The sequence below is a fragment of the Roseburia sp. 1XD42-34 genome (assembly GCF_009917385.1).
Classification (GTDB): Bacteria; Bacillota; Bacilli; order Bacillales; family Amphibacillaceae; genus Virgibacillus.
Map to the genome: position 1 here is coordinate 1 of NZ_QWLJ01000005.1, position 22,481 is coordinate 22,481.

Annotated in this window: 20 protein-coding genes and 6 tRNA genes; 5 read left to right on the top strand and 21 right to left on the bottom strand. The window is 36.4% G+C overall.

The window, feature by feature from the left end; all coding sequences use genetic code 11:
• Window positions 1-117 precede the first annotated feature (117 nt).
• The 4 genes from D1839_RS03365 to D1839_RS03380 all read right to left on the bottom strand — a co-directional run bounded on the left by D1839_RS03365 (window position 118) and on the right by D1839_RS03380 (window position 5,566).
• The gene (locus D1839_RS03365; RefSeq protein WP_120378674.1) at window positions 118-2,022 is read right to left on the bottom strand and encodes an LTA synthase family protein; all 1,905 of its coding nucleotides are present in this window, start codon (window positions 2,020-2,022) and stop codon (window positions 118-120) included.
• A gap of 667 nt (window positions 2,023-2,689) precedes the next feature.
• Window positions 2,690-3,673 carry an ROK family glucokinase gene (locus D1839_RS03370; RefSeq protein WP_286164723.1) on the bottom strand — a complete coding sequence of 328 codons (984 nt, stop codon included), beginning with the start codon at window positions 3,671-3,673 and terminating at the stop codon, window positions 2,690-2,692.
• Between the two features lie 2 nt (window positions 3,674-3,675).
• On the bottom strand, window positions 3,676-3,888 hold the full coding sequence (locus tag D1839_RS03375) for a YqgQ family protein (RefSeq protein ID WP_120378673.1): 213 nt from the start codon (window positions 3,886-3,888) through the stop codon (window positions 3,676-3,678).
• 220 nt (window positions 3,889-4,108) lie between these two features.
• A complete protein-coding gene (locus D1839_RS03380; RefSeq protein WP_120378672.1) occupies window positions 4,109-5,566 on the bottom strand; it encodes a spore germination protein in 1,458 nt (485 codons plus the stop codon).
• 143 nt (window positions 5,567-5,709) lie between these two features.
• On the opposite strand from D1839_RS03380, the gene D1839_RS03385 reads away from it, so the two are divergent.
• On the top strand, window positions 5,710-6,570 hold the full coding sequence (locus D1839_RS03385; protein WP_120378671.1) for a hypothetical protein: 861 nt from the start codon (window positions 5,710-5,712) through the stop codon (window positions 6,568-6,570).
• A gap of 328 nt (window positions 6,571-6,898) precedes the next feature.
• Here D1839_RS03385 and D1839_RS03390 read toward each other — a convergent pair whose 3' ends face one another.
• The 4 genes from D1839_RS03390 to rpmG all read right to left on the bottom strand — a co-directional run bounded on the left by D1839_RS03390 (window position 6,899) and on the right by rpmG (window position 9,974).
• Window positions 6,899-8,458 carry a rhomboid family intramembrane serine protease gene (locus tag D1839_RS03390; RefSeq protein WP_120378670.1) on the bottom strand — a complete coding sequence of 520 codons (1,560 nt, stop codon included), beginning with the start codon at window positions 8,456-8,458 and terminating at the stop codon, window positions 6,899-6,901.
• A gap of 385 nt (window positions 8,459-8,843) precedes the next feature.
• Complete coding sequence (locus tag D1839_RS03395; protein ID WP_120378669.1) at window positions 8,844-9,032, bottom strand: hypothetical protein; 189 nt, start codon at window positions 9,030-9,032, stop codon at window positions 8,844-8,846.
• Window positions 9,033-9,121: 89 nt separating this feature from the next.
• A complete protein-coding gene (locus tag D1839_RS03400; RefSeq protein WP_120378668.1) occupies window positions 9,122-9,679 on the bottom strand; it encodes a 5-formyltetrahydrofolate cyclo-ligase in 558 nt (185 codons plus the stop codon).
• A gap of 145 nt (window positions 9,680-9,824) precedes the next feature.
• Window positions 9,825-9,974 (bottom strand): 50S ribosomal protein L33, encoded by a 150-nt coding sequence (gene rpmG / locus D1839_RS03405; RefSeq protein WP_050353076.1) that lies wholly within the window; start codon window positions 9,972-9,974, stop codon window positions 9,825-9,827.
• Window positions 9,975-10,295: 321 nt separating this feature from the next.
• Between rpmG and D1839_RS03410 the strand changes: the two genes are divergently transcribed.
• Window positions 10,296-10,514: a hypothetical protein gene (locus tag D1839_RS03410; RefSeq protein WP_120378667.1), complete on the top strand. Its 219-nt coding sequence runs from the start codon at window positions 10,296-10,298 to the stop codon at window positions 10,512-10,514.
• Window positions 10,515-10,531: 17 nt separating this feature from the next.
• Window positions 10,532-11,119, top strand: coding sequence for an endolytic transglycosylase MltG (locus tag D1839_RS03415; protein WP_120378666.1), 588 nt, complete (start codon window positions 10,532-10,534; stop codon window positions 11,117-11,119).
• A gap of 98 nt (window positions 11,120-11,217) precedes the next feature.
• On the opposite strand, the gene phoU is transcribed toward D1839_RS03415, so the two are convergent.
• The 12 genes from phoU to D1839_RS03475 all read right to left on the bottom strand — a co-directional run bounded on the left by phoU (window position 11,218) and on the right by D1839_RS03475 (window position 20,722).
• On the bottom strand, window positions 11,218-11,874 hold the full coding sequence (phoU, locus tag D1839_RS03420; protein WP_120378665.1) for a phosphate signaling complex protein PhoU: 657 nt from the start codon (window positions 11,872-11,874) through the stop codon (window positions 11,218-11,220).
• A gap of 447 nt (window positions 11,875-12,321) precedes the next feature.
• Window positions 12,322-14,394: a peptidoglycan D,D-transpeptidase FtsI family protein gene (locus D1839_RS03425; RefSeq protein ID WP_120378664.1), complete on the bottom strand. Its 2,073-nt coding sequence runs from the start codon at window positions 14,392-14,394 to the stop codon at window positions 12,322-12,324.
• Between the two features lie 130 nt (window positions 14,395-14,524).
• Window positions 14,525-15,796: an MFS transporter gene (locus tag D1839_RS03430; RefSeq protein WP_120378663.1), complete on the bottom strand. Its 1,272-nt coding sequence runs from the start codon at window positions 15,794-15,796 to the stop codon at window positions 14,525-14,527.
• 253 nt (window positions 15,797-16,049) lie between these two features.
• Complete coding sequence (locus D1839_RS03435) at window positions 16,050-16,661, bottom strand: superoxide dismutase (protein ID WP_120378662.1); 612 nt, start codon at window positions 16,659-16,661, stop codon at window positions 16,050-16,052.
• Between the two features lie 284 nt (window positions 16,662-16,945).
• Window positions 16,946-17,021 (bottom strand) — tRNA-Phe (locus D1839_RS03440).
• A 36-nt stretch (window positions 17,022-17,057) separates the two neighbouring features.
• Window positions 17,058-17,150 (bottom strand) — tRNA-Ser (locus D1839_RS03445).
• 10 nt (window positions 17,151-17,160) lie between these two features.
• Window positions 17,161-17,237, bottom strand: a tRNA-Ile gene (locus D1839_RS03450).
• A 14-nt stretch (window positions 17,238-17,251) separates the two neighbouring features.
• Window positions 17,252-17,327, bottom strand: a tRNA-His gene (locus D1839_RS03455).
• 19 nt (window positions 17,328-17,346) lie between these two features.
• Window positions 17,347-17,420, bottom strand: a tRNA-Met gene (locus D1839_RS03460).
• A 4-nt stretch (window positions 17,421-17,424) separates the two neighbouring features.
• A tRNA-Asn gene (locus D1839_RS03465) sits at window positions 17,425-17,499 on the bottom strand.
• Window positions 17,500-17,771: 272 nt separating this feature from the next.
• Entirely contained in the window at window positions 17,772-19,397 is a 1,626-nt protein-coding gene (locus tag D1839_RS03470) for a Na/Pi cotransporter family protein (RefSeq protein WP_120378661.1), read from the bottom strand.
• Between the two features lie 695 nt (window positions 19,398-20,092).
• Window positions 20,093-20,722: an NfeD family protein gene (locus D1839_RS03475; protein ID WP_120378660.1), complete on the bottom strand. Its 630-nt coding sequence runs from the start codon at window positions 20,720-20,722 to the stop codon at window positions 20,093-20,095.
• 80 nt (window positions 20,723-20,802) lie between these two features.
• On the opposite strand from D1839_RS03475, the gene D1839_RS03480 reads away from it, so the two are divergent.
• Window positions 20,803-21,129: a hypothetical protein gene (locus tag D1839_RS03480; protein ID WP_120378659.1), complete on the top strand. Its 327-nt coding sequence runs from the start codon at window positions 20,803-20,805 to the stop codon at window positions 21,127-21,129.
• Window positions 21,130-21,279: 150 nt separating this feature from the next.
• Here the strand turns inward: D1839_RS03480 and D1839_RS03485 are convergent, their stop codons facing one another.
• Complete coding sequence (locus D1839_RS03485) at window positions 21,280-21,651, bottom strand: hypothetical protein (protein ID WP_120378658.1); 372 nt, start codon at window positions 21,649-21,651, stop codon at window positions 21,280-21,282.
• A gap of 176 nt (window positions 21,652-21,827) precedes the next feature.
• Between D1839_RS03485 and D1839_RS03490 the strand changes: the two genes are divergently transcribed.
• On the top strand, window positions 21,828-22,112 hold the full coding sequence (locus D1839_RS03490) for a DUF2624 domain-containing protein (protein WP_120378657.1): 285 nt from the start codon (window positions 21,828-21,830) through the stop codon (window positions 22,110-22,112).
• The last annotated feature ends 369 nt before the right edge of the window (window positions 22,113-22,481 follow it).

Below are 22,481 nucleotides of genomic sequence, written 5' to 3' on the forward strand. Positions count from 1 at the left end.
CACCTCGTATCATACCAAGGGGGCATTTTTTATTCAATCCTCATTTTGCTTTATTACAGGAATGCTTTCTTATCTTTTTAAAAAAAGCTGACCCCAATGGTCAGCTTTTTTTATTGCTTATTTTTTATTAAAGTTGATAAAACGGAACAAATCACCATAAATCAAATCATCAGAATATCCTAGTTCTTTTTCTACTTGCTCCCGAATGGAATCGCAAGCATTAGGAGCCGGGTTACTTTCAGATTGCTCATCCGTTTCTTCTATTATCGGTTCTCCTGTCTCTCGATTGTAGCACGTATCACTTGTGTATATATATTCATTGCTTATAAAGCTGCCATCACGTAAAGCAATAAAATCTTTACGCTGATCGCTAAATAAATCATTCCCGAATTGAATATCCTGCTTATTCTTAATGCCTAACAAGTTTAGCAGTGTCGGTTTCATATCGATTTGACCAGCTACCTCGGATTTCACCTCGCCATTTCCATAACCAGGTATATGAATAAATAATGGGACACGTTGTAATTGGACATAATCATATGGCGTAATTTCCTCTTTCCCTAAATATTGACTCATTGCGCGATTATGGTTTGCACTAATCCCATTATGATCACCCATAATAACAATTATGGAATCGTCATAAAGTCCAGCTTGCTTTAACTCCTCAAAAAACAATTCAATCGACTCGTCCATATACCTTACTGTTGGAAAGTAGTTATTCAACGTATTGGAATTGGAATCATACGGCTCAATTGAACGATCCTCTTCTTCTAGATCAAACGGAAAATGATTGGTTAAGGTAATTAATTTAGAATAAAACGGTTGTTCCATCTTCTTTAAAATATCGGTTGATTGTTCAAAGAAAGACTTATCCTTCAATCCCCAGCCAATCGAATTCGCTTCTGTAACTTCATATGACTCTTCACCATAGTAGCGATCGAATCCTAAACTCTTATACATCTGATCTCGATTCCAAAAACTTTTGTTGTTGGCATGTAATACACTCGTATAATATCCATTTTTACCTAAAATTTCTGGCATGGCATGATATTCATTCTGTCCATGGGTAAAGAATACAGCGCCTCGAGAAAGCGGATATAACGAGTTTTCAACGAGAAACTCTGAATCAGACGTTTTACCTTGTTCTGTCTGATGATAAAAATTTTCAAAGTAAAACGTATCTTTATCCTTCGTTAAGGAATTTAAAAACGGTGTAATTGGCGCTCCATTTACTTTATTATTAATCACAAAGCTTTGAATGGACTCCGCATTAATAAAAATCACATTTCTATTCTTTGCTACACCAAACAATTCAGACGCTTCACTTCTCTTCATATTCTCATCCATATAAGCTTGAATTTCCGGTAATTCAGTACCATCTGCAAATACGCGTTGTGTTTTCGCTTTTGCTTGTGTCGCAATATCATAAATATGGTAATTAAACAAACCAATATTCTTCACTAAATACTCACGATCAAATGCACGAGTAAACAATTGCGGACGTTCCATTTCCGCCAAAAAGAAATTTCCGGCTACCAATACAAGTGACATCGCTAGCGCAAAAACTTTCCCGCTTTTTGGATAGCGCGCCACCATTTGCTCGGGACGCCGCTTGCTGATAAGCCAAATAATAATCACATCTGCGAACAGTAAAATATCATACGGCTTAATTAGTGTTAAAATACTTGATCCCAAATCAGCAGCATTACTTGCTTGAAAAAGCTGTGGAATGGTTATAAAATCGGTAAAAGAACGATAGAATACGAGATTCGCATAAATAATCAATGAACCAATTAAAACCGCATATCGCAAAAACTTCATTTGCCTTTGTTGTTTTTTAAACCAGACGCTTATAGCAAAAACTAAAAATGCAGATACGAACGGATTAATAAATAAAATAATCTCTTGCATCATATTCTCTAAATCAATGGAGAACATAAATCGGTATACAAGGTACGTTTTTGTTCCAAACAAAAACGTTGCTAAAATAAACAAAGGTAATTTGTTAAATTGTAACTTCATACAACTTCCTCCTAGTTCTTTTCCCCTCTCTTCTTGGTTTAACAAGTAAAAGTTTTTTATTTATGTTGGTTGCTAATTCAAGCCAGTTATTCTCTCATGCGCTGAAATAGTCTGACATGATGTGAATTACAGAAAGATCGTTAGCAAAATTAGTAGAACAAAACATACTGCATGATATATGCATCTTACAACATGAAGGTTACAGTTCTAGATAAGTTTCTATACCCTTTCTTTTTACGAATTAAACCTTTTGTAAAGGCTTGTATACCTGTAAAAACCTGCTGCTTGTCACAAATAAGTTATTGCAATATCATTCAATACTTTTAAAACACTCTTGATAAAGACAAAATTAGCGGCTCACAAAACCAGACGCAAGTGATCAATAAAGTGAATCTTCCATCAGAATGGGTTTTTTTATCCCCTACTGATTGTCCGTAATGGTATGACCTAAAGACTGCTTACGAAATAGGGCATTTAGGTGCTGTTAGCTCCACTTAGACATAAGTGTAGGTTGATTCTCCAATTCTTGAAGTGAGATCCTTACAGCACTTTATATGCAGAGCAAATTTTACTGCTTCAAACAATGAATTTCAACTACTTCTTTAAATTTCTATAAACAGACATATATAATTAGACGTTTTAGTTATTAAAAAAGTTTCATAGATTGCTAAATTTCTTCACCAAATATTTTTTTCTCCAGCTTCTGCTTAACTAGAAAAGCTGCTCCAATAATCCCTGCATCATTTCCCAACTGAGCTAATTTCAATTCACAATTCTCACTTATCTTAGGGAGTGCATAGCGAACAAACGCTTCTTCAATAGCCGTCAGTAAAGGTTGTCCAGCTTTTGAAACCCCTCCACCAATTAATACTTTTGCTGGACTAAGTGTCACACACATATTTGCAATAGCCATGCCTAAAACGTCCATTGTATATGCAACAATTTCCTTTGCCTCTGGATCACCTTCTTCCGCTAATTGAAAAACATCTTTAGAAGTCAACGCTCCGTTTGTAGCTAAGATTTTTGCTAATCCGCTTTCAGGTGAAGACTGTGCTTTTTCTACCGCCTGTCGTGCAATACCAGTAGCAGAAGCTATGGTTTCCAAGCAACCTTTCCTACCACAATTACAATTAGAACCATTTACATCGACAATGACGTGACCGATCTCTCCTCCAATACCTGCTTCTCCACTAACAACTCTACCGTTTGCAATAATACCGCCGCCTACACCAGTACCAAGTGTAATCGCTATTAAATTAGCTACTTGATTGCCTGCTCCACGCCAGTTTTCTCCCAAAGCAGCTACATTTGCATCATTGTCAACAAACACTGGAAGCTTGGATCTTTCGCTGAGCAATTCGCCTAATGGATAACTTTTCCAACCAATATTTACCGCTTCATATACAAACCCTGTCTTATCTTCTATAAATCCAGGAGCACCAACCCCTATCCCAAGTATTTGGCTTTGTTTATATTGTAATTCATGCAGCTTTTGACTAACCGAATTCCAAATATCATCTACTATATGTTGACCCCCGCCCTCGGTATTTGTTGGGACTTCCCATTTGTAGATAATATCACCTATGTCACTAATCAGGCCTAATTTTGCAGTTGTTCCACCAATATCCATGCCAATAATAATTTGTTCCACAGCTATAGACTCCCCTTTTTCTGCTTTTGCATTGTTGTTATCTCTTTTTTTAGTAATAATTTTGCTTCCATGAATAGTTTGTTTTCTATAAAGCCAAGCTGATATAGTTCATTCATTTCTAACTCCATCATCTGCAAATCTCCTAATCGACTCCCAGTATAAATAAATGTACCATATTTCCTTAAAAATTGCTGTATTTCGTAAATCGATTTCATAAAATCACCAAATTTATTATACTAAATATACGAACGAAAGAAAATTACTATGAAAAAAATGAAACTTTTTTCAAAACTTGACCAAAACTGCTCTTATTCTCAAGTATTGCATTAATATTAATATATTTCGTTTATATAAAAAAACTCGACTTCAAGCGCCGAGTTTTTTCCAATTCGTTTGTAAATACGTTTGCCTTCAAGATGGCAAATCTACATCCGACTACCGATCTGGATCTTTTGGATGTAAAAAAGCGGGTCTGCGATTTTTCAGCGGAATTGGCGATCGTAGAAACACATCTCGGAAAGGACGGTACGAAAATGGGATAAATGGCCAAAAGTAGGCTACGTGGAAAGATTCCATTCTGACCAAATATAGTATCCAAATTGTTATCCCTGCAATATAGCCAACTCCCCCGAATAAAGCTACAGCCAAAAGCAAGAAAATACGTGCTAAACGATTTGCTAAGCTTAACTCATAACTCGGTGTCGCATATGTACCAATAGCAGCTACCGCTAAATACAACACAACCTCATGGGAAAACCAGCCTACCTGAACCGAAACTTCACCAATCATAATAGCTGCCACTAAACCAAGAGCGGTCGCTAATGAAGAAGGGGTGTGAATAGCTGCCATACGTAAAACGTCTATCCCCACTTCTGCCAATAAAAATTGAACAAGCAGCGGCACGACACCTGTTTCATCAGGTCCAATATACTGCAGATTCGCTGGCAAATAATCAGGATGCTTTGTAAATAAATAATATAAGGGAAGAATAAAAATGGAAGCTAAAACTGCAAAAAAACGTACAAACCGCAAATATGCTCCGACTAAAGGTTTTTGTCTATATTCCTCGGCATGCTGCAGGTGGTGGGCATATGTAGCAGGGGTTATCGTTACACTTGGTGAACCATCAATAATAATAATGACGTGTCCCTCATAAAGATGTGTTGCTGCTGTATCAGGGCGTTCTGTATATCTGACTGTTGGATAAGGGTTCCAGTGCCTTCCACTAATATATTCTTCAATCGTCTTTTCTGCCATGGGAAGTCCATCTGTATCAATCGCTTTGAGCTTTTTCTTTAAACTATCTACTCTGTGTTCATCAGCTATGTCTGCTAAATAGCAAATACAAATATCCGTTTTCGACCTTCTACCAATTTGCATATATTCCATGCGCAAGGAACGATCTCGAACCCTTCTCCTCGTCAATGCTGTATTAAAAATAATCGTTTCCACATATCCGTCCCTAGAACCGCGGACAACTCTCTCTAAATCTGGTTCCTGTGGAGTACGAGCAGGGTACGTTCTGGCATCAATAATGATGATTTTGTCTGCCCCTTCTACAACTAAGGCGGCAGGTCCACCAAGAATGAGATCACTCGCCTCATTTAAATCATCCGCTTCATCCACTTCGATATAAGGAATATATCTTTCCAATAATTTCTTTAGTGCATCCGGTTCCAAATCTTCGGCATCCAGTTCCGCGAATAGCTGCATGATATAAAGTAAAATATCATCCTTACCAAAACCATCAATGACAAATAAAGCCATTTTAATACCTGCATACTCCAAATCACGTTGAATAATATCAAAGCTTTGGTCGACCGCCAATCGCTCATGGATATAGTCGCGATTTTTTTCAAATGATGAAAATAGTGGTTGTCCTTCCTTTTGCATATGCTCACCTGTTCCATTTTAATTACTATGGATAGTGTTCAACAACAAGCAACGTTCTATACATTTCCTGCATAAAACCAGCATACCTCTCATGAACGCAACATAGAATGTATGAGACAAGCATGCTAAAAGGACGTGGATTGATGAAAAAATGGTCTATCATAATCATGATTGTTGCATTAGCTAGTTTTATTACCTTTGTCTATATAATTAGTTTACAGGCTAAACCTACGATTACTTATTTTCCAATCGATGAAGAGCTCTCTTTTACGGCTGCTGAAACAGATTTACAACTCCTTACTGAAAAAGGGAAAGATGACTATGAAATCATGTGGAAAGCATCTTCTACAACGGAAACTCCCGTGTATTTAAGGCAGGACATTTCCTTATTATTTGATAATGGAAGGCTCAGGGGAGCGGTGTCTAAGTGGATACAGGATACGGATGCGGTTCATTTAAAAAAAATGCTTACTTTAGAAGATAGTAGTTTATATGAGGCTATTTCATTCCATCATGGCGAAATTCATAAACAAGGTAACCAAATTAATAGTGTCCAGCAAATGTCAAGTGATCATCTTTACGTTATTGACTCACCTGCTGCAGCATTAGATTCATTCAAAACGCCGTCTACACGTTACGAAAAAGAGTGGAAAGCTTTACTCGACCGTGCATCTATGCAACAACTTACATACTGTTGGAACACTTTATTTGATTATTTCAAGATTGATGAAAAAGCGTATTATCATGTGCCAGTAACACATTTGGATAAATTTAATAATCAGGCTCTTCCCGGTTTAACACAGGCGCAAACTGATAAGGTTATTGGACAACTTTGGGAAGGTTTATATAAGAATTATCTATTACCCATCGTAAACGCTGAAAAAGAGGTTGACAGCTATATTCCAATCATTCTATTTGATAAACAAAACAAGCATTTGCTTGTGCTTTATGAAGTGAATGGGAAAAAGGAAAAGCTGATTCAAAATTATTCCTTTTCCCAATAAGTCCTTATTCGATAAATATTATATAACCTTGTTTGATTATAAAGATAAACAAAAAAGGTTATCCGTATATAAGGTGCTCCGCTTTAGGAGTTGGATAGTCATACTGCAAACAAGTATAAGTTGGAGCTAACAGCACCTAAATGTCCAATTTCGTAAGCAGTCTTTAGGTTATACCATTATGGTACGAACAATCAGTAGGGGATTAAAAGAAACCCCACTTTGATGGAAGATTCACTATATTTGGTGGTGAAAATTTTTATGCAGATATAAGTTGCTTTGTGTAAATGATGCGCCCTTTCCTGTTTGTTTATGGTTAAGAAGCAAGATGTTAGTTAACTTTTTCACCTGTGATCTGCTCATACATATCGACAAAATCATCATTATTAGGATCTAATTGATAAGCTTTTTCGATTAATTTTTCTGCTTCCTCCATATTTCCTTGCTGATAGTAAACTAAAGCAAGGTTATAATGCGCTTCGGGAAAATTTCGATCCATTTGTATACTTTGTTTTAAATCTTTGATGGCTAAATTCTGTTGATTTAATTTTATATATGCATAAGCACGGTTAAATAATATTGCCGCTTTCCATTCTTCGTCACCTTCACTATTACGTAATGCATCGTTTGCTTCCGTGATAACTTGTTCATAATTTTCTTCTTTTACTAATTCATCGATTTGCATCATATAATACATTGGTGAACTCATGTTATTAGCTACTCCATATTGTATGATTCCATAAGCAAGTGCTAAGTAGACAAGAACTGCACCAATTTGCTTTCTCCATTCTTTTTGTTTAGGTAAATGGACAATGCCAGAAGCAATAAAACCTGCAACTAAACCACCAAGATGAGCGCCGTTGTCGATTGCAGGGATCGAAAAGCCAAACACAATGTTAATACCAATTAACATAAGCACGTTGGTTCCTATCGTTTGAAAAAAAATCCGGCGATGATGAAGGCCAAAAAATAGTAAGGCTCCGAATAAACCAAATAAAGCCCCTGACGCACCTGCAGCAATATTTGCAGAGAAGGCAAAGCTTGCTATCCCGCCCCCAATTCCGGCAAGAAAATAAATGATTAAAAATCGAAGCGAACCGTAAATCCGCTCGACTAATGCACCCAAGTAGTAGACAGCAATCATATTCATCACTAAGTGTAACAAACCAATATGTAAAAACATGGAGCTGACGAGTCGCCACCATTCTCCGTTTTCGATGATGGCAGGGTTAAATTTAGCACCAAATTGTATCAGTGTTTGTATATTTTCGCTCCCACCATTTGTTTCCAACAAGAGAAATAAACTCACACATAAAAGTAATATAATATATGTAAGTCTAGGCTTTCCAAAAGAAAACATCCCTTCTGTATGTTTCTTATCATCCAAAACCCGCTGTCTTAAAAATTGTTTGTAAGTAGCTACTCGTTCTTCTTTTACTGTTTCTTCATTTAAGAAATCAACATCGAGATACGGAATTCCAATTTCTTTTTCCAATCTTTGCTTTTCTTCTTCATAATGAGAATGAGACAAATAATATAATTTCATCGTGATTGGTTGTTTTTCATTTAACTTCATCGGTTGCTTTAAGAACTCCCAAGAATCAACAGGAGCGTACTTTGATATATAAATATTATGTATTTGAATATGTTTTGCTCTTAAAAACTTCTTCATTGCTTTTACTTTTTGAAAAACAACTGCGATATCTTTTTTTAAATGGTTCTTCCAATCAAATCCTTGATTGATCAATCGTAAGACCTTCGAGTCCTTCCCAGCATTTTTTTCTAGCCAAATTTCATTTCCTTGTTCATTTACATAAAGAACATCATATTTATCGCGGGAAACAAATTGATAAGCCATCCTATACATTGCATACTGTTCATCTAAATACATTATCACATCTCCCCTAACGTTCTCTGTTTCTATTATTCTTTCCTATTTCCTTTTGTACAAGTTATTTTACCATTTATGTATAATCAAGACGAATTCATAGTCTCTATATGTATTATTTATTGAAGATAACGTTTACGGGACTTCTTCTGTTTCCAAATCATTCAGCCCCCACTAATAGCATCCATTTTCACAAAGCGAATATCCTATTAGGGGGGATTCCTCCCCCACTGATTATTGGTATCGCAAGGGTATGACCAAACGGTTCTTAAACGAATCAGAAATTTATGCAACTTTATTTGCCACTTAGCCTTTTTAGATCGCAATTCTTAAAGTAAGCGTTTTACGGAATTTTATATTCTTATAAAAAATCGTAATCCGAATATTCTCAATTGGATTTGCCTTGAAACATCCATGGAATAAATTTACGGCGGATGGAAGGAGAACTCATAGATAACTGTACAGCAAATTTTCTTAAAATGCCAATTGCCAATATTGTATTTAATATCCGATAACGCCATCTAAATACTAAAGCAACCACAGCCATAGCACCAGCAAATAATACGATCATACGCATAGGAACACCTCTTTATCATTGATGTTCTTAGTTATGAACACAGCTGGTATATTTTATGCAGACAAAACCAATCTACCATCTACTTTTTTCTAAAGCACTAAACCTGCTTCTGTAATTAAATGCTGTACGGGTATATCAAATACGTTCTTTGGTATAGATCCAATTAATTGACTGCTATGTAAAATGGATATAGTAAAATTCGGAAAACCTACTAAAAATCGATCATAATACCCGCCTCCGAAACCAATGCGGTAGCCTTTCTGATCAAATACAATACCTGGTACCACTAATAAATCAATGTTAGCAGGAAGTATACATACGGTTTTACTTGGGTCTGGCTCTAACAGATGATAATAAACAACTTCTAATTGATCATATGTATGAAATGCGTAAAAATCCATTGTTTTTGTTGCAGGCACGCACTTTGGTGCACAAACGGTTTTACCTTGTTCCCAAGCTTGTTTAATTAGCTCATTTGTATCCCATTCAAAACCTTTCGAAATCGTAATCCCAATTGTATCTGCATTGTTCCAAAGGGATGAAGTAACCAATTGATGATGTAACTGCTGTTCAACTTTTTCACGTTGCACCGCATCCATTTGATTTAAGATAGCTATGGTGGACTTTCGAAGTTGTTCTTTTGTCATTAGAGATCTCCTCCCTTTTTAAAATTGAAAAGATTTGTGCGGAAATATTAATAGAATATTTAGCATGTGATTTGAATTTCCGTTTTTATGTATTGAAAATAATAATAAAACCCTTATCTCAAAGATAAAGGTTCTATTATAATCGTTATTTTGTTTCACGATGTAAAGTATGTTTTTTAAGACGTGGACTGTATTTCATAAGCTCAAGACGCTCAGGATTAGTACGTTTATTTTTAGTTGTAATATAATTACGATCTCCCGTTTCTGTACAAGCTAAAGTAATGTTAACGCGCATCATTTTTCCCTCCAAACTTTACCAAATTGTTGCTTCATTAGCGATAATTTCATTTCAGACTTATTTATAATACCAAATGTTAGACAAACAAGCAAGAATTTAAATGAGATAAACTTTATCGTTAGGGATATTTCGAAAGTAAACCTGTTTAAAATGGGAATCCAATGTACATACATGGCTCCTTCCATAGAAACGTATATATGTTTTTTGTATTGTTTAGAAGCATATTTCTGCTTCTTTCTGCAAAATATAATAAATTTGTAATGGCATTTCGACATCATTTTATGTTATAACTAGTATTGAATAGAAGGAGGGAAGCAGATGATATATGCAATTATTTCCATTATTGCAGTCGGAATCGTTTTACTTGCTATATCCTTTTTCATGAATGATCGAATCGAGCAGGTTGAAAGTCAATTAGAACAATTTTCCATTACAACGATGCAAGATACATATCAAATGAAAAAGAAAATTAAGATTCTGGAAGAAGAACTATTAACTGATAACTTCACAGACAATCGTATAGAAAACAAATCGTAACAAGGGAGGAGGACAAAATGAAACAGCCTATACGCCTATTTGGTATTGGCCTCTTAACAGCTGGTATAATCATGTTAGGGGTTTATTTTTTCACGAATGGAAACATTCAAACCGCTGACAACCTCTCTGATGAAGAGCTGGTTACATTGGTGGAGGATAAAGGTTACCATGTACTGACAAATTCTGAGTATATTGCGGTATCTGTAGATGAAGATGAAGCAACCGCTGCAAAAAAGCAGCAACAGCCAGGTACAAAAGCTAACTCTGCAGAAAATAAATCCGATAACAACGAAGAAAAGCAAGAAAACCAGAATGCCAATAGAGAAGATAAAAACAAAGCTAAGCAAAATGATGATAAAAAGCAAGCAGCGGACAAAGAAGAAAATAAAGAAGATGAAAAGAAGACATTTACAGTAAATATTAAAGAAGGGATGCCTTCTTCAGAAATTAGTGACCAGCTCGAAGCAAATGATATCATTGATGATGCTGCAAAATTTAGTGCGTATTTAGAAGACAATGATTATAGTCAAAAAGTACAGCTGGGTAAATTTAAAGTGTCCAGTGACATGAGTTTACAAGAAATTGCTGAAGCAATTACAAAATAAAGCTGAGAAGCAGAACTAAACTGCTTCTCAGCTTTTTTATTTTCATACATTAGTAATGCGACAGCAGCAATTGAAGCGAATGTGCTAATTTAATAGAGTTAATTTAAATTATAATTTTCACCTTTAATCAAGTATAAAATACTTTCTCCGATATTTGTAATATGATCCCCAAAGCGCTCTAAATACCTTGAGCATAGAGAAATTTGCATAATATATTGAATCTTATCTGGATTCGTTGCTGTTTCTCCTAATAATTCACTTAGAATGAGTTTATTTTCCCTATCGACAGCATCGTCCATTTCGGCTAATTGAGCTGCAAGCTTGTCGTCTTCTTCCGTGAAAGCTGTGATAGCTGTGTGAAGCATATTTACCAACGTTTCTTGCATCGTGCTTAACCGATTCGGGATGAGCACTTCTTTATTTTCTCCCAACCGAATGGTAGATCGTGCAATATTTCTAGCATTATCAGCCATCCGTTCTAAGTCGGCCACAATCTTAATAGCCGTTATTAGACGTCGTAAATCCGTTGCTACTGGGTTTTGTTTTGCAATTAAAAGCACGACTTTATCATTTATTTCTATGTCTTTCTTATCAATTACTTTGTCGGCCTCGATTACTTGCTCAGCTAGGCCAATATCCTGATTATATAACGCTCGAACAGCGTTTGCCAAAGCTTTTTCTGTTAAATTAGCCAATTCAACAATTTCCTGATCTATTTCTTTCAGCTCTTGGTCAAACTGCCCCCTCGTCTGCATATCATTACCTCCTATTTATCAACGTGATACTATCATAGCAAAACACTATGTACCTATTATTGAGTAAACATTAATTTTTTGTAAATTTTACGTTAACACATATTTCAGTTAACGATTAGGGGATTTAGATGCTGTTACCTCCCGCTTGCTCCCATCTTCTTTCCTTAAAGTGGGAGTCTACAACGCATTTTTACGGGAAAAAGGAATCATACCACTACAATAGGGGTATGCCGACGTACGGTCGGCAAGCCCGTTTTCAGTCGGTCTTCCTCTTAGAGGTGAACCGATGATGCCTTTTCGTAGTGCGTTTCGTGAAGCCGCCTAGTTGCTGGGCGCTTAAGCCAGACGTGGCTATTCCGTTATATCGGTATCACAAAGCCAAAATTTTTATGTTTTCTTATCTTTTAAAAAAAGAAACGTACAGACATGGACTGTACGTTTCTTTTTCTATTCGTCTTCCGATGCTGTATCTGTATCATCTTTATCGCTATCTTTTTTCCCTTCAAAATAAGCATCCATTATTTTAAAACCAATTTCATAGTTAACCTTATACCCATTGCCAAGCCCTACATTCGGAACCATTACGGCAAAAGCGATTTCAGGGTCGTCATAAGGGGCATAGCCTACTAATGAAAGGTTTTCTGTTTCCGCAATTTGCTTCCCATCTTTATAGATCGCATTTTGTGCTGTCCCTGACTTTCCAGCAGGTTTATAATCCCTTGACGCTCCATAGCTAAATACGGTTCCTCTCTGCTCTTGGAAAGCTTGTCGGAACCCCTCTTGCACTCGATCAATATATGCTTGATCCATTTGAATCTGGTTTAATACTTTTGTCTTCTCACTCCGATACACGCTTCCTAATTGCTTGTCGGATCTGCTTGGTTCACGCATTTCCTTTAAAAAACGCGGGCGCACACGATAACCATCATTAGCAATCGTTGAAACATATTGCGCTAGCTGCATGGTCGTATACGTATCATATTGTCCAATCGCCTGGTCCATTAATAGTCCAGCTGCAGATTTAGTCGGACCTTCATAACCAACACTTTCAAATGGGAAATCGATTCCAGTTCCCACTCCTAACCCAAACTGCTGAAAATAATTTCTCATCTCCTGCCATGCTGCAGGATCAAACGCCGCCTTTCCATTTTGTGGAAACGGATAGCGATTCTCCCCACCCATTTTAAGAGCAATATAAAACATATACACGTTGGATGATCGTTTCAACGCTGTAATGTCATTTACGGATCCTAAAGCTTGATAAGAGCCTTTTTGTGGCGTTCCTTTGATTTTTATCGGTCGATCAAAAAACGTCTGGCCTGGTGAGATGACACCTGAATCCAGCCCAGCTAATACTGTCGCACCTTTAACAACAGATCCAGGACGATGTGCATCATAAAGTGTTTTTATCGTGGCATCTTTATACTTATTACCATCTTTCGTTTGTCCACTGACAGCGAGAATTTCACCTGTTTTAGGATTTATTGCTACTGCCAAAGCATCTTTTAGGTATCGATTATCATAAGGATGCTTCTGAATGGCTGTTTTTAACTCTTCTCGCACAATTTTGTCCACTTTTTCCTGAAAGTCCATATCCATCGTTAACACTAAATCTTTTCCGCGCTGCCCTTCTACGACTGTATTGCTATCCACTACATCTCCTGATTTTGTCGTTGTATATTGAATTTGTTCTTTTCGTCCACGGAGGACATCCTCATAATATTCCTCTAAACCGCTTTTACCAACGCGATCATTTCGACTGTAGCCTCTGGTTAAATAGTATTGCTCCTTATCAGCTAATATACCTTGCTCTTGTGATGTTATCGATCCAAGTAAGCTTCTCATTGTATCATCATAAGGGTACTCCCTGTTCCAGTCTGTCGTTGCATTGATTCCAGGAAGTTCAGCTAGATGTTCTGAAACCTTTGCATATTCTTGCGCCGTTACATTTTCGTTTTTAATAATTTGCGGTGTTAATGAATATGCTTTGTCTAATTCCGCTTTAATCGCAATAACTTTGAGCTCCTGTTCTGAGAACCCAGATATTTCTTCTTCCGAGATTCTATCTAAAATGGTATTGTATTGCTCTGAAGTGTCTAACTTTGCAGCTTCTTCCTTTTTTAAACGCTTATCTGCTTTTTTCTTGTTTTTTAAGTACCAATATTCTTTCTTGTTCCGCTCCGTTACCTTACCGTTTTCCATAGAGATATACTTTGCCAATTTTTCCGCTAGTTCCAAACGATCTTCTGCTTGCGTTCCCTTTGGCGGGGTGTAGGTAATAGAATAGAGCGGTTTATTATCGACAATGACTTGATGATTACTATCATATATTTTCCCTCTAGGTACGGGAACTTTTGTTGTATCTTTTACAGTACGGTCAATTTCTTTCTGAAATTCTTCGCCATTTAAAATTTGTACAACGCCCAACTGTAATATGAGCCCCGCAAACATTAAAAAAACAATAAAAAACAATAGGTTTATTCGAAAGGGAAGCTGCGCCTTTTTCTTCTTTTTCTTCATTGTTTCTCCCCCATATGATGTCTCTCTTCTATCAAGCAATTTATATTATATCATTTTTATGTCATGCATTTCATCTATTTTTAAATTCTTAGGCAGCTACTTCAATTACAACTGTTTATAAGACGCTATTCTACCGATTTTTTTCGTCTGTTAGCTGTTCTTTAAGCAACACTTTGTTTTCCATCTTACTTTCCAAGTATATATGTTTTACAAACAAATAAATAAAGATATGACCTGTGCCAAACATAGCCAATAAATACGGGATGATTAACTCAGCATCCATAAGGGAAACGGAAAGCAGAAAAACGGAAATGGAAATGACTCTTCCTATATTTACAAACAGCTCACGCACGACAATATATTCCACGCGATATTCCTTTGCTTTCCAAGCTTTTCCTATAACGTCATAGGTTAAAGAAACATATGGGATCATTATGATTGGATAAGCGCTTCCGATAAACACAGCGTAAATTAACAACTGTACATAGCTAATATCAAAAATAATTAGCGCTATGGAAAAATATAATATTAGGCTGCCAAATAATATTGATTTTTTTCGCATCGAAGGCTTGATTAATTTGGTCCCAATAAAATAAAAGACGAGCGAGAATCCTGAAAATACTAAATTAAACATTCCTAAAGAAAACTCACTCTGGGTAATTAAAAACACCCAAATTGCAATAATAAATGCAAATATGCCCTCGCGCAGCCCTTGGAAAATATGAGCATTTTGAATTCTTTTCCAATTTTTATTATGGTAGCGTTCTGCTAACACCCTGCGAAAATAAAAATTCCCCTCAGCTTTTCTTTGTTTTAGAAAAAAACTAATCATCACGGCGCAAATAAACAGAAGAAAAGAAACGGAAAATATAACAGTGTAACCAATATTTGCTTCCATTTTTGCAATGATGAAGCCTGCTAATAACGGTCCTATCATTCCACTGAATGATTGCAGCACACCTAAAAATCCATTAAAAAAATCCCGTGTATCTGGTTCGGTTATTTCAAAAGTTAATACGTTAAAAGCTAGCCAGTAAAAACCATAACCGATGCCTAATAGTCCTCCTAACATAAAATTAAAGTAAGCCGCCTTTTCTCCTATTAAAAGAACATTTAAAAAGAAAAGTGAGAGAAAAATTACTCCTAGCCTCAATACAATGACGCGGTCTACCTTCTTAGCTAATTTACCAGCAATAATAAAAGTGATCGGCTGAAAAATGTAAATAGCTAGGTTGTAGACAGCAATTGTTATATAGTCCCCTGACTGTTTCCACAGATAAATATTTACAAATGTATTGGATAAAAACAGACCTAATGAATACAAACCGCCGATTAGAAGTAAAAAGATAAAGTCCTTATTTATATTATTGTTGTCAAAATGAAAGAAGTGGCTTTTCTGCATATCTGATTCCCCTTTTTTATGTCAGTCCTAGTTTGGGCAATTGAGAAACAGATATACAAACGAAAATATGAAGGAATGTTATGTATAATTGCTAAATCATTTTTATCCAATCAGCGCAGTTTACACGTCGTATATCAAACTTGAAGTACTGTATATACGAAGAATTAAGCTGGAACCCTCAAAGCAGTTCATATTTATGTAACCAAATAAAAAGCATGTGACTCATCACATGCTTTTTATTGTTGTATCTATATTATTTTGCTTCATTATAGTTTTTAGCTACTTCGTTCCAGTTAACAACATTCCAGATCGCTGAAAGATATTCTGGACGTCTGTTTTGATATTTTAGATAATATGCATGCTCCCAAACATCTACTCCGAAAATAGGCGTTTTACCTTCCATTAATGGAGAGTCTTGGTTTGGCGTGCTCATAATTTCCAGATTTCCATTATGCACAACTAACCAAGCCCATCCTGAACCGAAGCGTCCAGCTGCAGCACTTTCGAATTGCTCTTTGAACTTATCGAAGCTTCCAAAAGCATCCTTGATTTTAGTAGCGAGTTCTCCTGTCGGTTCTCCACCACCATTTGGGGAAAGAACTTTCCAGAAAAGACTGTGGTTAGCATGTCCACCACCATTGTTTCTTACTGCAGTACGGATATTTTCTGGCACAGCATCTAAATTGCTCATTAAATCTTTCAAAGATTTATTTTGAAGCTCTGCATGTCCTTCTAAAGCACCATTTAATTTAGTGACATACGTATTATGGTGCTTCGTATGGTGAATGTTCATTGTCTCCTTGTCAATCGTAGGCTCTAATGCATCATAAGCATATGGTAGCTCAGGTAATTCAAATTTAGCCATTATTCCTTCCTCCTCATATCCATTTTGTAAAAAAGGATCGAATGTTCACCCTTTTATTGAAAGGGTACCAAAGCTTATTAGATGTTGCAAATCATATGCATTTATTTACCAAGTTAAACGAACAACTCTATCTCAACCACTTAAATGGAGTATTAAAAAGGCGATTGCTTGAAAAGGGTGGAAAAAATCATATGCTAGAGGAAATTAATGATTGTAGGGGTATACAGTAGTTCATTTTTATCCAATACAAATACAAAAAAACAAGCATATGCTTGTTATAATCATGGTGGCTCGGGACGGAATCGAACCGCCGACACAGGGATTTTCAGTCCCTTGCTCTACCGACTGAGCTACCGAGCCTGCATATAAAGTTGTATTTCGAAAAAATGTTATGTATGGAGGAGGTAGAGGGATTCGAACCCCCGCGGGCTGTTACACCCCTGTCGGTTTTCAAGACCGATCCCTTCAACCAGACTTGGGTATACCTCCGAGTACATAATGGTGGACCCTGCAGGACTCGAACCTGCGACCGATCGGTTATGAGCCGATAGCTCTAACCAACTGAGCTAAGGGTCCAATTCGTTTATTAATGGGGCGACCGGTGGGGATCGAACCCACGTGTGCCGGAGCCACAATCCGGTGCGTTAACCACTTCGCCACGACCGCCGTACGAATTATATAATAATGGCGGTGGAGGGGATCGAACCCACGACCTCACGGGTATGAACCGTACGCTCTCGCCAGCTGAGCTACACCGCCGATTTGGCTCCACAGGTAGGATTCGAACCTACGACCGATCGGTTAACAGCCGATTGCTCTACCACTGAGCTACTGTGGAACAGTTTAGAATGCCACTTCATATTATAGCGACAAGATATAATTTACCACGTTCGACAACTTCTGTCAATTGTTTAATAAAGAAAAATTTGATTTTGTTCAGTTATGTATATCATATATCGCCATCTCTTAAAAACGACAATATTAACTATAGCATTATTCGATTGGGAATGCAATACAAAAAGACAAAATTAAAATTTTCTATTTTTTATTAAAGTAACCAAATCCTCCTCTGCCTCATCCCAATTAGAGACAAGGCAGAAAAAGTAAGGGTTAATCTCCTAATACATCCTCAGCAATATTCACAGCATGATCCCCGATCCGTTCTAAATTACTAATAATATCAACAAACACAATCCCCCCAGAACCACTGCAAACTCCTTCATTCATACGGATAATATGTCGTTTACGGAAGTTCCGCTCCATCTTATCGATTTGGTCTTCTTTTTGAATAACAGCAAGTGCTTCCTCTCGATTCATATCTTCTAGAGCTTCTACTGCTTGTTGGACAGTGGAAATGGTTAATTCAAACATTTCATTCAAATCTTCTTTTGCCTTATCTGTTAAATGCACTTTATTGGAAATTTTATAGTCGATAAGCTCAACAATATTTTCAAAATGATCCCCTATGCGTTCAATATCACGAACAGAGTCCAATAATGTAGAATGCTTTGCGCTTTCTAATTCAGAAAGTGATTCCGTTGACAAACTTATTAAATAATTCGTAATTTTCCGATCTAAATTATTTAAAGCTCCTTCAATTTGCATCGCCATTTCAGAATGCTTCATTAAATGTGTATTTAAATACTTATTTGTTTCTTCTAAACCTTTATAGGCATACTCCCCCATGCGAACAAGTTCCGATTTTGCTTGGTCTAACGCCAATGTCGGAGATTGCTGTATAAAGATAGGATCCAAATGTTTTGGCTTGTATTCAATAATCGAATCTTCACCAGGAATCATTTTTGTTACCAACCAAGCCAATGCCCCAATAAATGGAAATTGGATAATTGTATTGGTAATATTAAAGCTTCCATGAGCAAACGCTAACGTCATTTCTGGACTAAGCGAAAACTGGTCCTGTAAGAAAGCGACAAATATCGTAAATAAATCAAGAATAATGATAAAAATGGTAGCTCCCACAAGGTTAAAAATAACATGTGTAAATGCAGCACGTTTTGCCGCTACAGTTGCCCCAAGAGAAGCTAATACGGCTGTAATGGTTGTACCAATGTTATCTCCAAATAGAACAGGAATAGCTGCTTTTAACTCCATTGCACCTTCAGCAAATAGACCCTGTAAAATACCGATCGTTGCACTAGAACTTTGCACAATTAATGTAAAAACCGTACCGATGACAACTCCAAGAATTGGGGTGTCACTCATGCTAACCGTTAATTCTTGGAATGCTTCCAAACTTCGTAATGGCTTCATTCCGTTACTCATTAGCTCTAAACCAAAGAATAATGCACCAAATCCAAATACAGCTTGTCCAATCGCATTTGCTTTTTTATTTTTAAAGAAAAACAACAGAAAACAACCGACTGCGATAATCGGTAATGCATATGCTCCAATATCAATTCCAATAATAAAAGCTGTAATAGTTGTACCTATATTCGCTCCCATAATGACACCAATTGCCTGTCTTAATGTCATAAAACCAGCATTGACAAGTCCTACAGTTAAAACCGTTGTACCCGAACTACTTTGAATTAAAATGGTAACAATGACTCCAGCGAGTACACCCATAAACGGATTGCTTGTAAATCTATCTAAAATATCTCGTAAACGATCGCCGGCTGACTTTTGAAGGCCTTCTCCCATATATTTAATACCAAGAAGGAAAATACCTAGTCCACCGATGAATTCAAAAATCAGTTTCTGAATATCAATTTCCAAAATTCATACCTACCCTTCATCATGTTGAATCTTGTCGCACCATACCAATATTAAATATATATAAACTTTTTGTAAAGTAGTTATAAATATTTTTAACACTAAATTTACAATTGGGCTTTTTATTCTTTTTATTTACGTTAGAATATGACCATACTCCAAAAAACTTCGCTTATGAAAAACAATAAAAAAGAATCAGGTGTCTTATTTAACACACCATCCATTTTCCAAGTCTAGCTGGTTATAAATTTCAAGTATATGACTAATGAGGGTTACACTTTAACAGGAAGTCTGACTTTAAATACAAAAGAAAGGCTGTCATCAACACCATTATAATATTTTGCGTTGTTAAGCAAGCTGCTATACCTCTTGTTTCCATTACGACTAAACATAACCTCTATTTAAAAAGCAACTATTGCATCGTTATTCGTTATTAAAGCAAACGGATTTTAAACGCAAAAAAAGAGCACCCACTGGTGTTCTTTTTTATAAGATAAGAAAATATAAAATGAGGTACTTGGGGATAACGAGATAACCGACTAGCCATGTCCAGCGCATGATCCCAGCAACGATGCGACTTTAGAAATGCACCCTATGTTAAGGTATCATCGGTTCTTCGCCTCACCCTGATTTGTTTATCTCCGTTGATTCGTTCCATTCGCTACGTTGCTGAACGGGTGTTTGTGCCTTATTCCGTGTTACTCCATTTTTTCTACTAAGATTCGAGTGCCATCTACTTGAACGACTCTAACCTTTGTGTCTTTTTCAATCCATTGCCCGTTTGATATGGCACTGTAATCTTTTCGATGAATCCGAATAGTACCAACTGGTCTTAGGTCCGTTAATGTAATCCCTTCTTCACCAATCAGCTTCTCATAGGTTTCATTCATGGAATTATAACCAGCCTCCTTCGTTAGCTGATCTTTTAGTGTGATTTTATTCCACATTTCTCTGCGCTTAAATACTTTTAAAAATAATAGCGAAGCTCCACCCCCTAAGAGTACCCCTAACACAGCATATAATCCAGATGTTAAACTTGGAGCAGGAAGTGCCACAGCAGTTAGCATACTTGCTAAACCGATCGTCGCCAGCGTTCCATCATTTATTAATTTGCCATCAATGATAATAAGTAATAATCCAACAAAATAAATAATAAGCATAATAATAATCGAGCTTGTTTCAACATATGCTCCAAAATATACGGTAATAAACCCGATTCCTAATAATCCAAAAACACCCCGCATATTAACTAGAATTTCACCGATGAGGAATAAAGTAGCGAATCCAGTAATTAATATCCCTATCCATTCCATCTCAAAAACAGTCAAAATGGTGACCCCCTCTCCATACTACTTATATTTTATACGTTTTTGGGTAACGAATGGTTTCATAACAAGGAGTTAATTTTATGGATTTTATCAAAAAAATGATTTCCTTAATCGCTTGTTTTATGGCTATTTATATTATTTATCAGGATATCACGCAAGAAAATATCCATTCCCAAAAAGAAGGTGAGGCTGTTCGTGATGCCCCCTCTTCTACTATTTATCATGTTATCCCTATCAAAGTACAGGCAGATGACACCGTTCTTTCTATTGTTGAGCGGATAAACCCTCAATTACATCAAGATTTAGATGTAAGTCAGATTTTAAGCGATTTCCAATTGAGTAACCCTAACTCAGATCCTTTTTCCCTATCACCGGGTGAAATATACTATTTTCCTAAATATTATTAGACAAACAAATGTAGATAAGTCCATTTATTCCTTTAATTCGCCAACGTGTGTCAAAACTATACATTTTACCTTTTATTATTCTTAAGGGAGGATATTTTACAACATTCTCATCATTGAACAAAAAAACAGGAAGGAGCAAGCGCCCTTCCTTTAAACAAATGGTAAAATAAACAATGTGATTAGAATAGAGACTGCTCCTGCTGCTATTGCAATATTCCCTAATGCATCTGCACCTCTACTCCTAGACATAAATCCAAGAACAATACCTGCAGTACCAAAAACGATTGGCCAGATAAAAAACGAAATAATGGATAACGCAATACCAACCCATCCAAAGGTTGTACTTCCATCTATATCTTCATTTACTTCTGAGCCTACATCATCTGCAGTTATTTCAGTAGCAAATTCTTCATCCCTTGAGCTGTCTGGTTCAACACCAACGAAATCTTGGTTTTTTCTTTCTTCACCATAATTCGGTGGTTCTTCAACATCCTTCATTCCTCTATTCGGATATTGATCCATTGTATGAGACCTCCTTTTTCATTTGAGGTACACACTTAGCTTATGTTTTTTTATCAATTTTACAGATGTTATTAATTGGAAAAGGCTTGTATATACTGAAAATTAACAAGGACAAGTTGAGTTTACTCCCCGTAAAACATATAGTAAGGTAGAACGTTTTAAAGGGAGTTAAAGGGATGGCAAATTTCATTAAAGATATCATTCAAAAGAAATTAAAACAGTTGTCCGTTCAGGAAATAATTTACTATGGAAAACAATATGGATTTTCTTTAACGGCTCAAGAGGCAGAACAGATAACCAATTACTTAAAACAGCATAATGTAGATCCATTTCATGCAGAAGGAAGGAAAAAAATGCTGCAAGAACTAGCGCACATCACAGATCCAGCAACAGCAAAAAAGGCACAAAAATTATTTAATGACCTTATTCATTCTTATGGACTGGGCCATTTATTTCGTTAACGATGTAGGCATAGCAGAAATTTAATTAGTGGTTTTGCTTATTCCTTCACGAATAGTAAATACCACAAGCATATGACCCAAAGGACCCTTGAAAGGGCGTTGAACATTTGTCTTGCAGTGTATCCACTACTTACACTTAGGAATATCACATCCTAATAATACCCGTTCCATGCAGATAAAGTGATTCTTCCATGAGGTTTCATTCATCTCAGACTTGGTGTAGACAGATTATTCTAATCCTGAATTAGGGTCATGCATACACGTGATAAAAAAGTAGAACAAAGGCGCAAGCGCCCGTTTAACAACGTAGCAACTGGAACGAATAAACGGAAATAAAGGAATCATGCCACTAAAACACGGGTAAGCCGA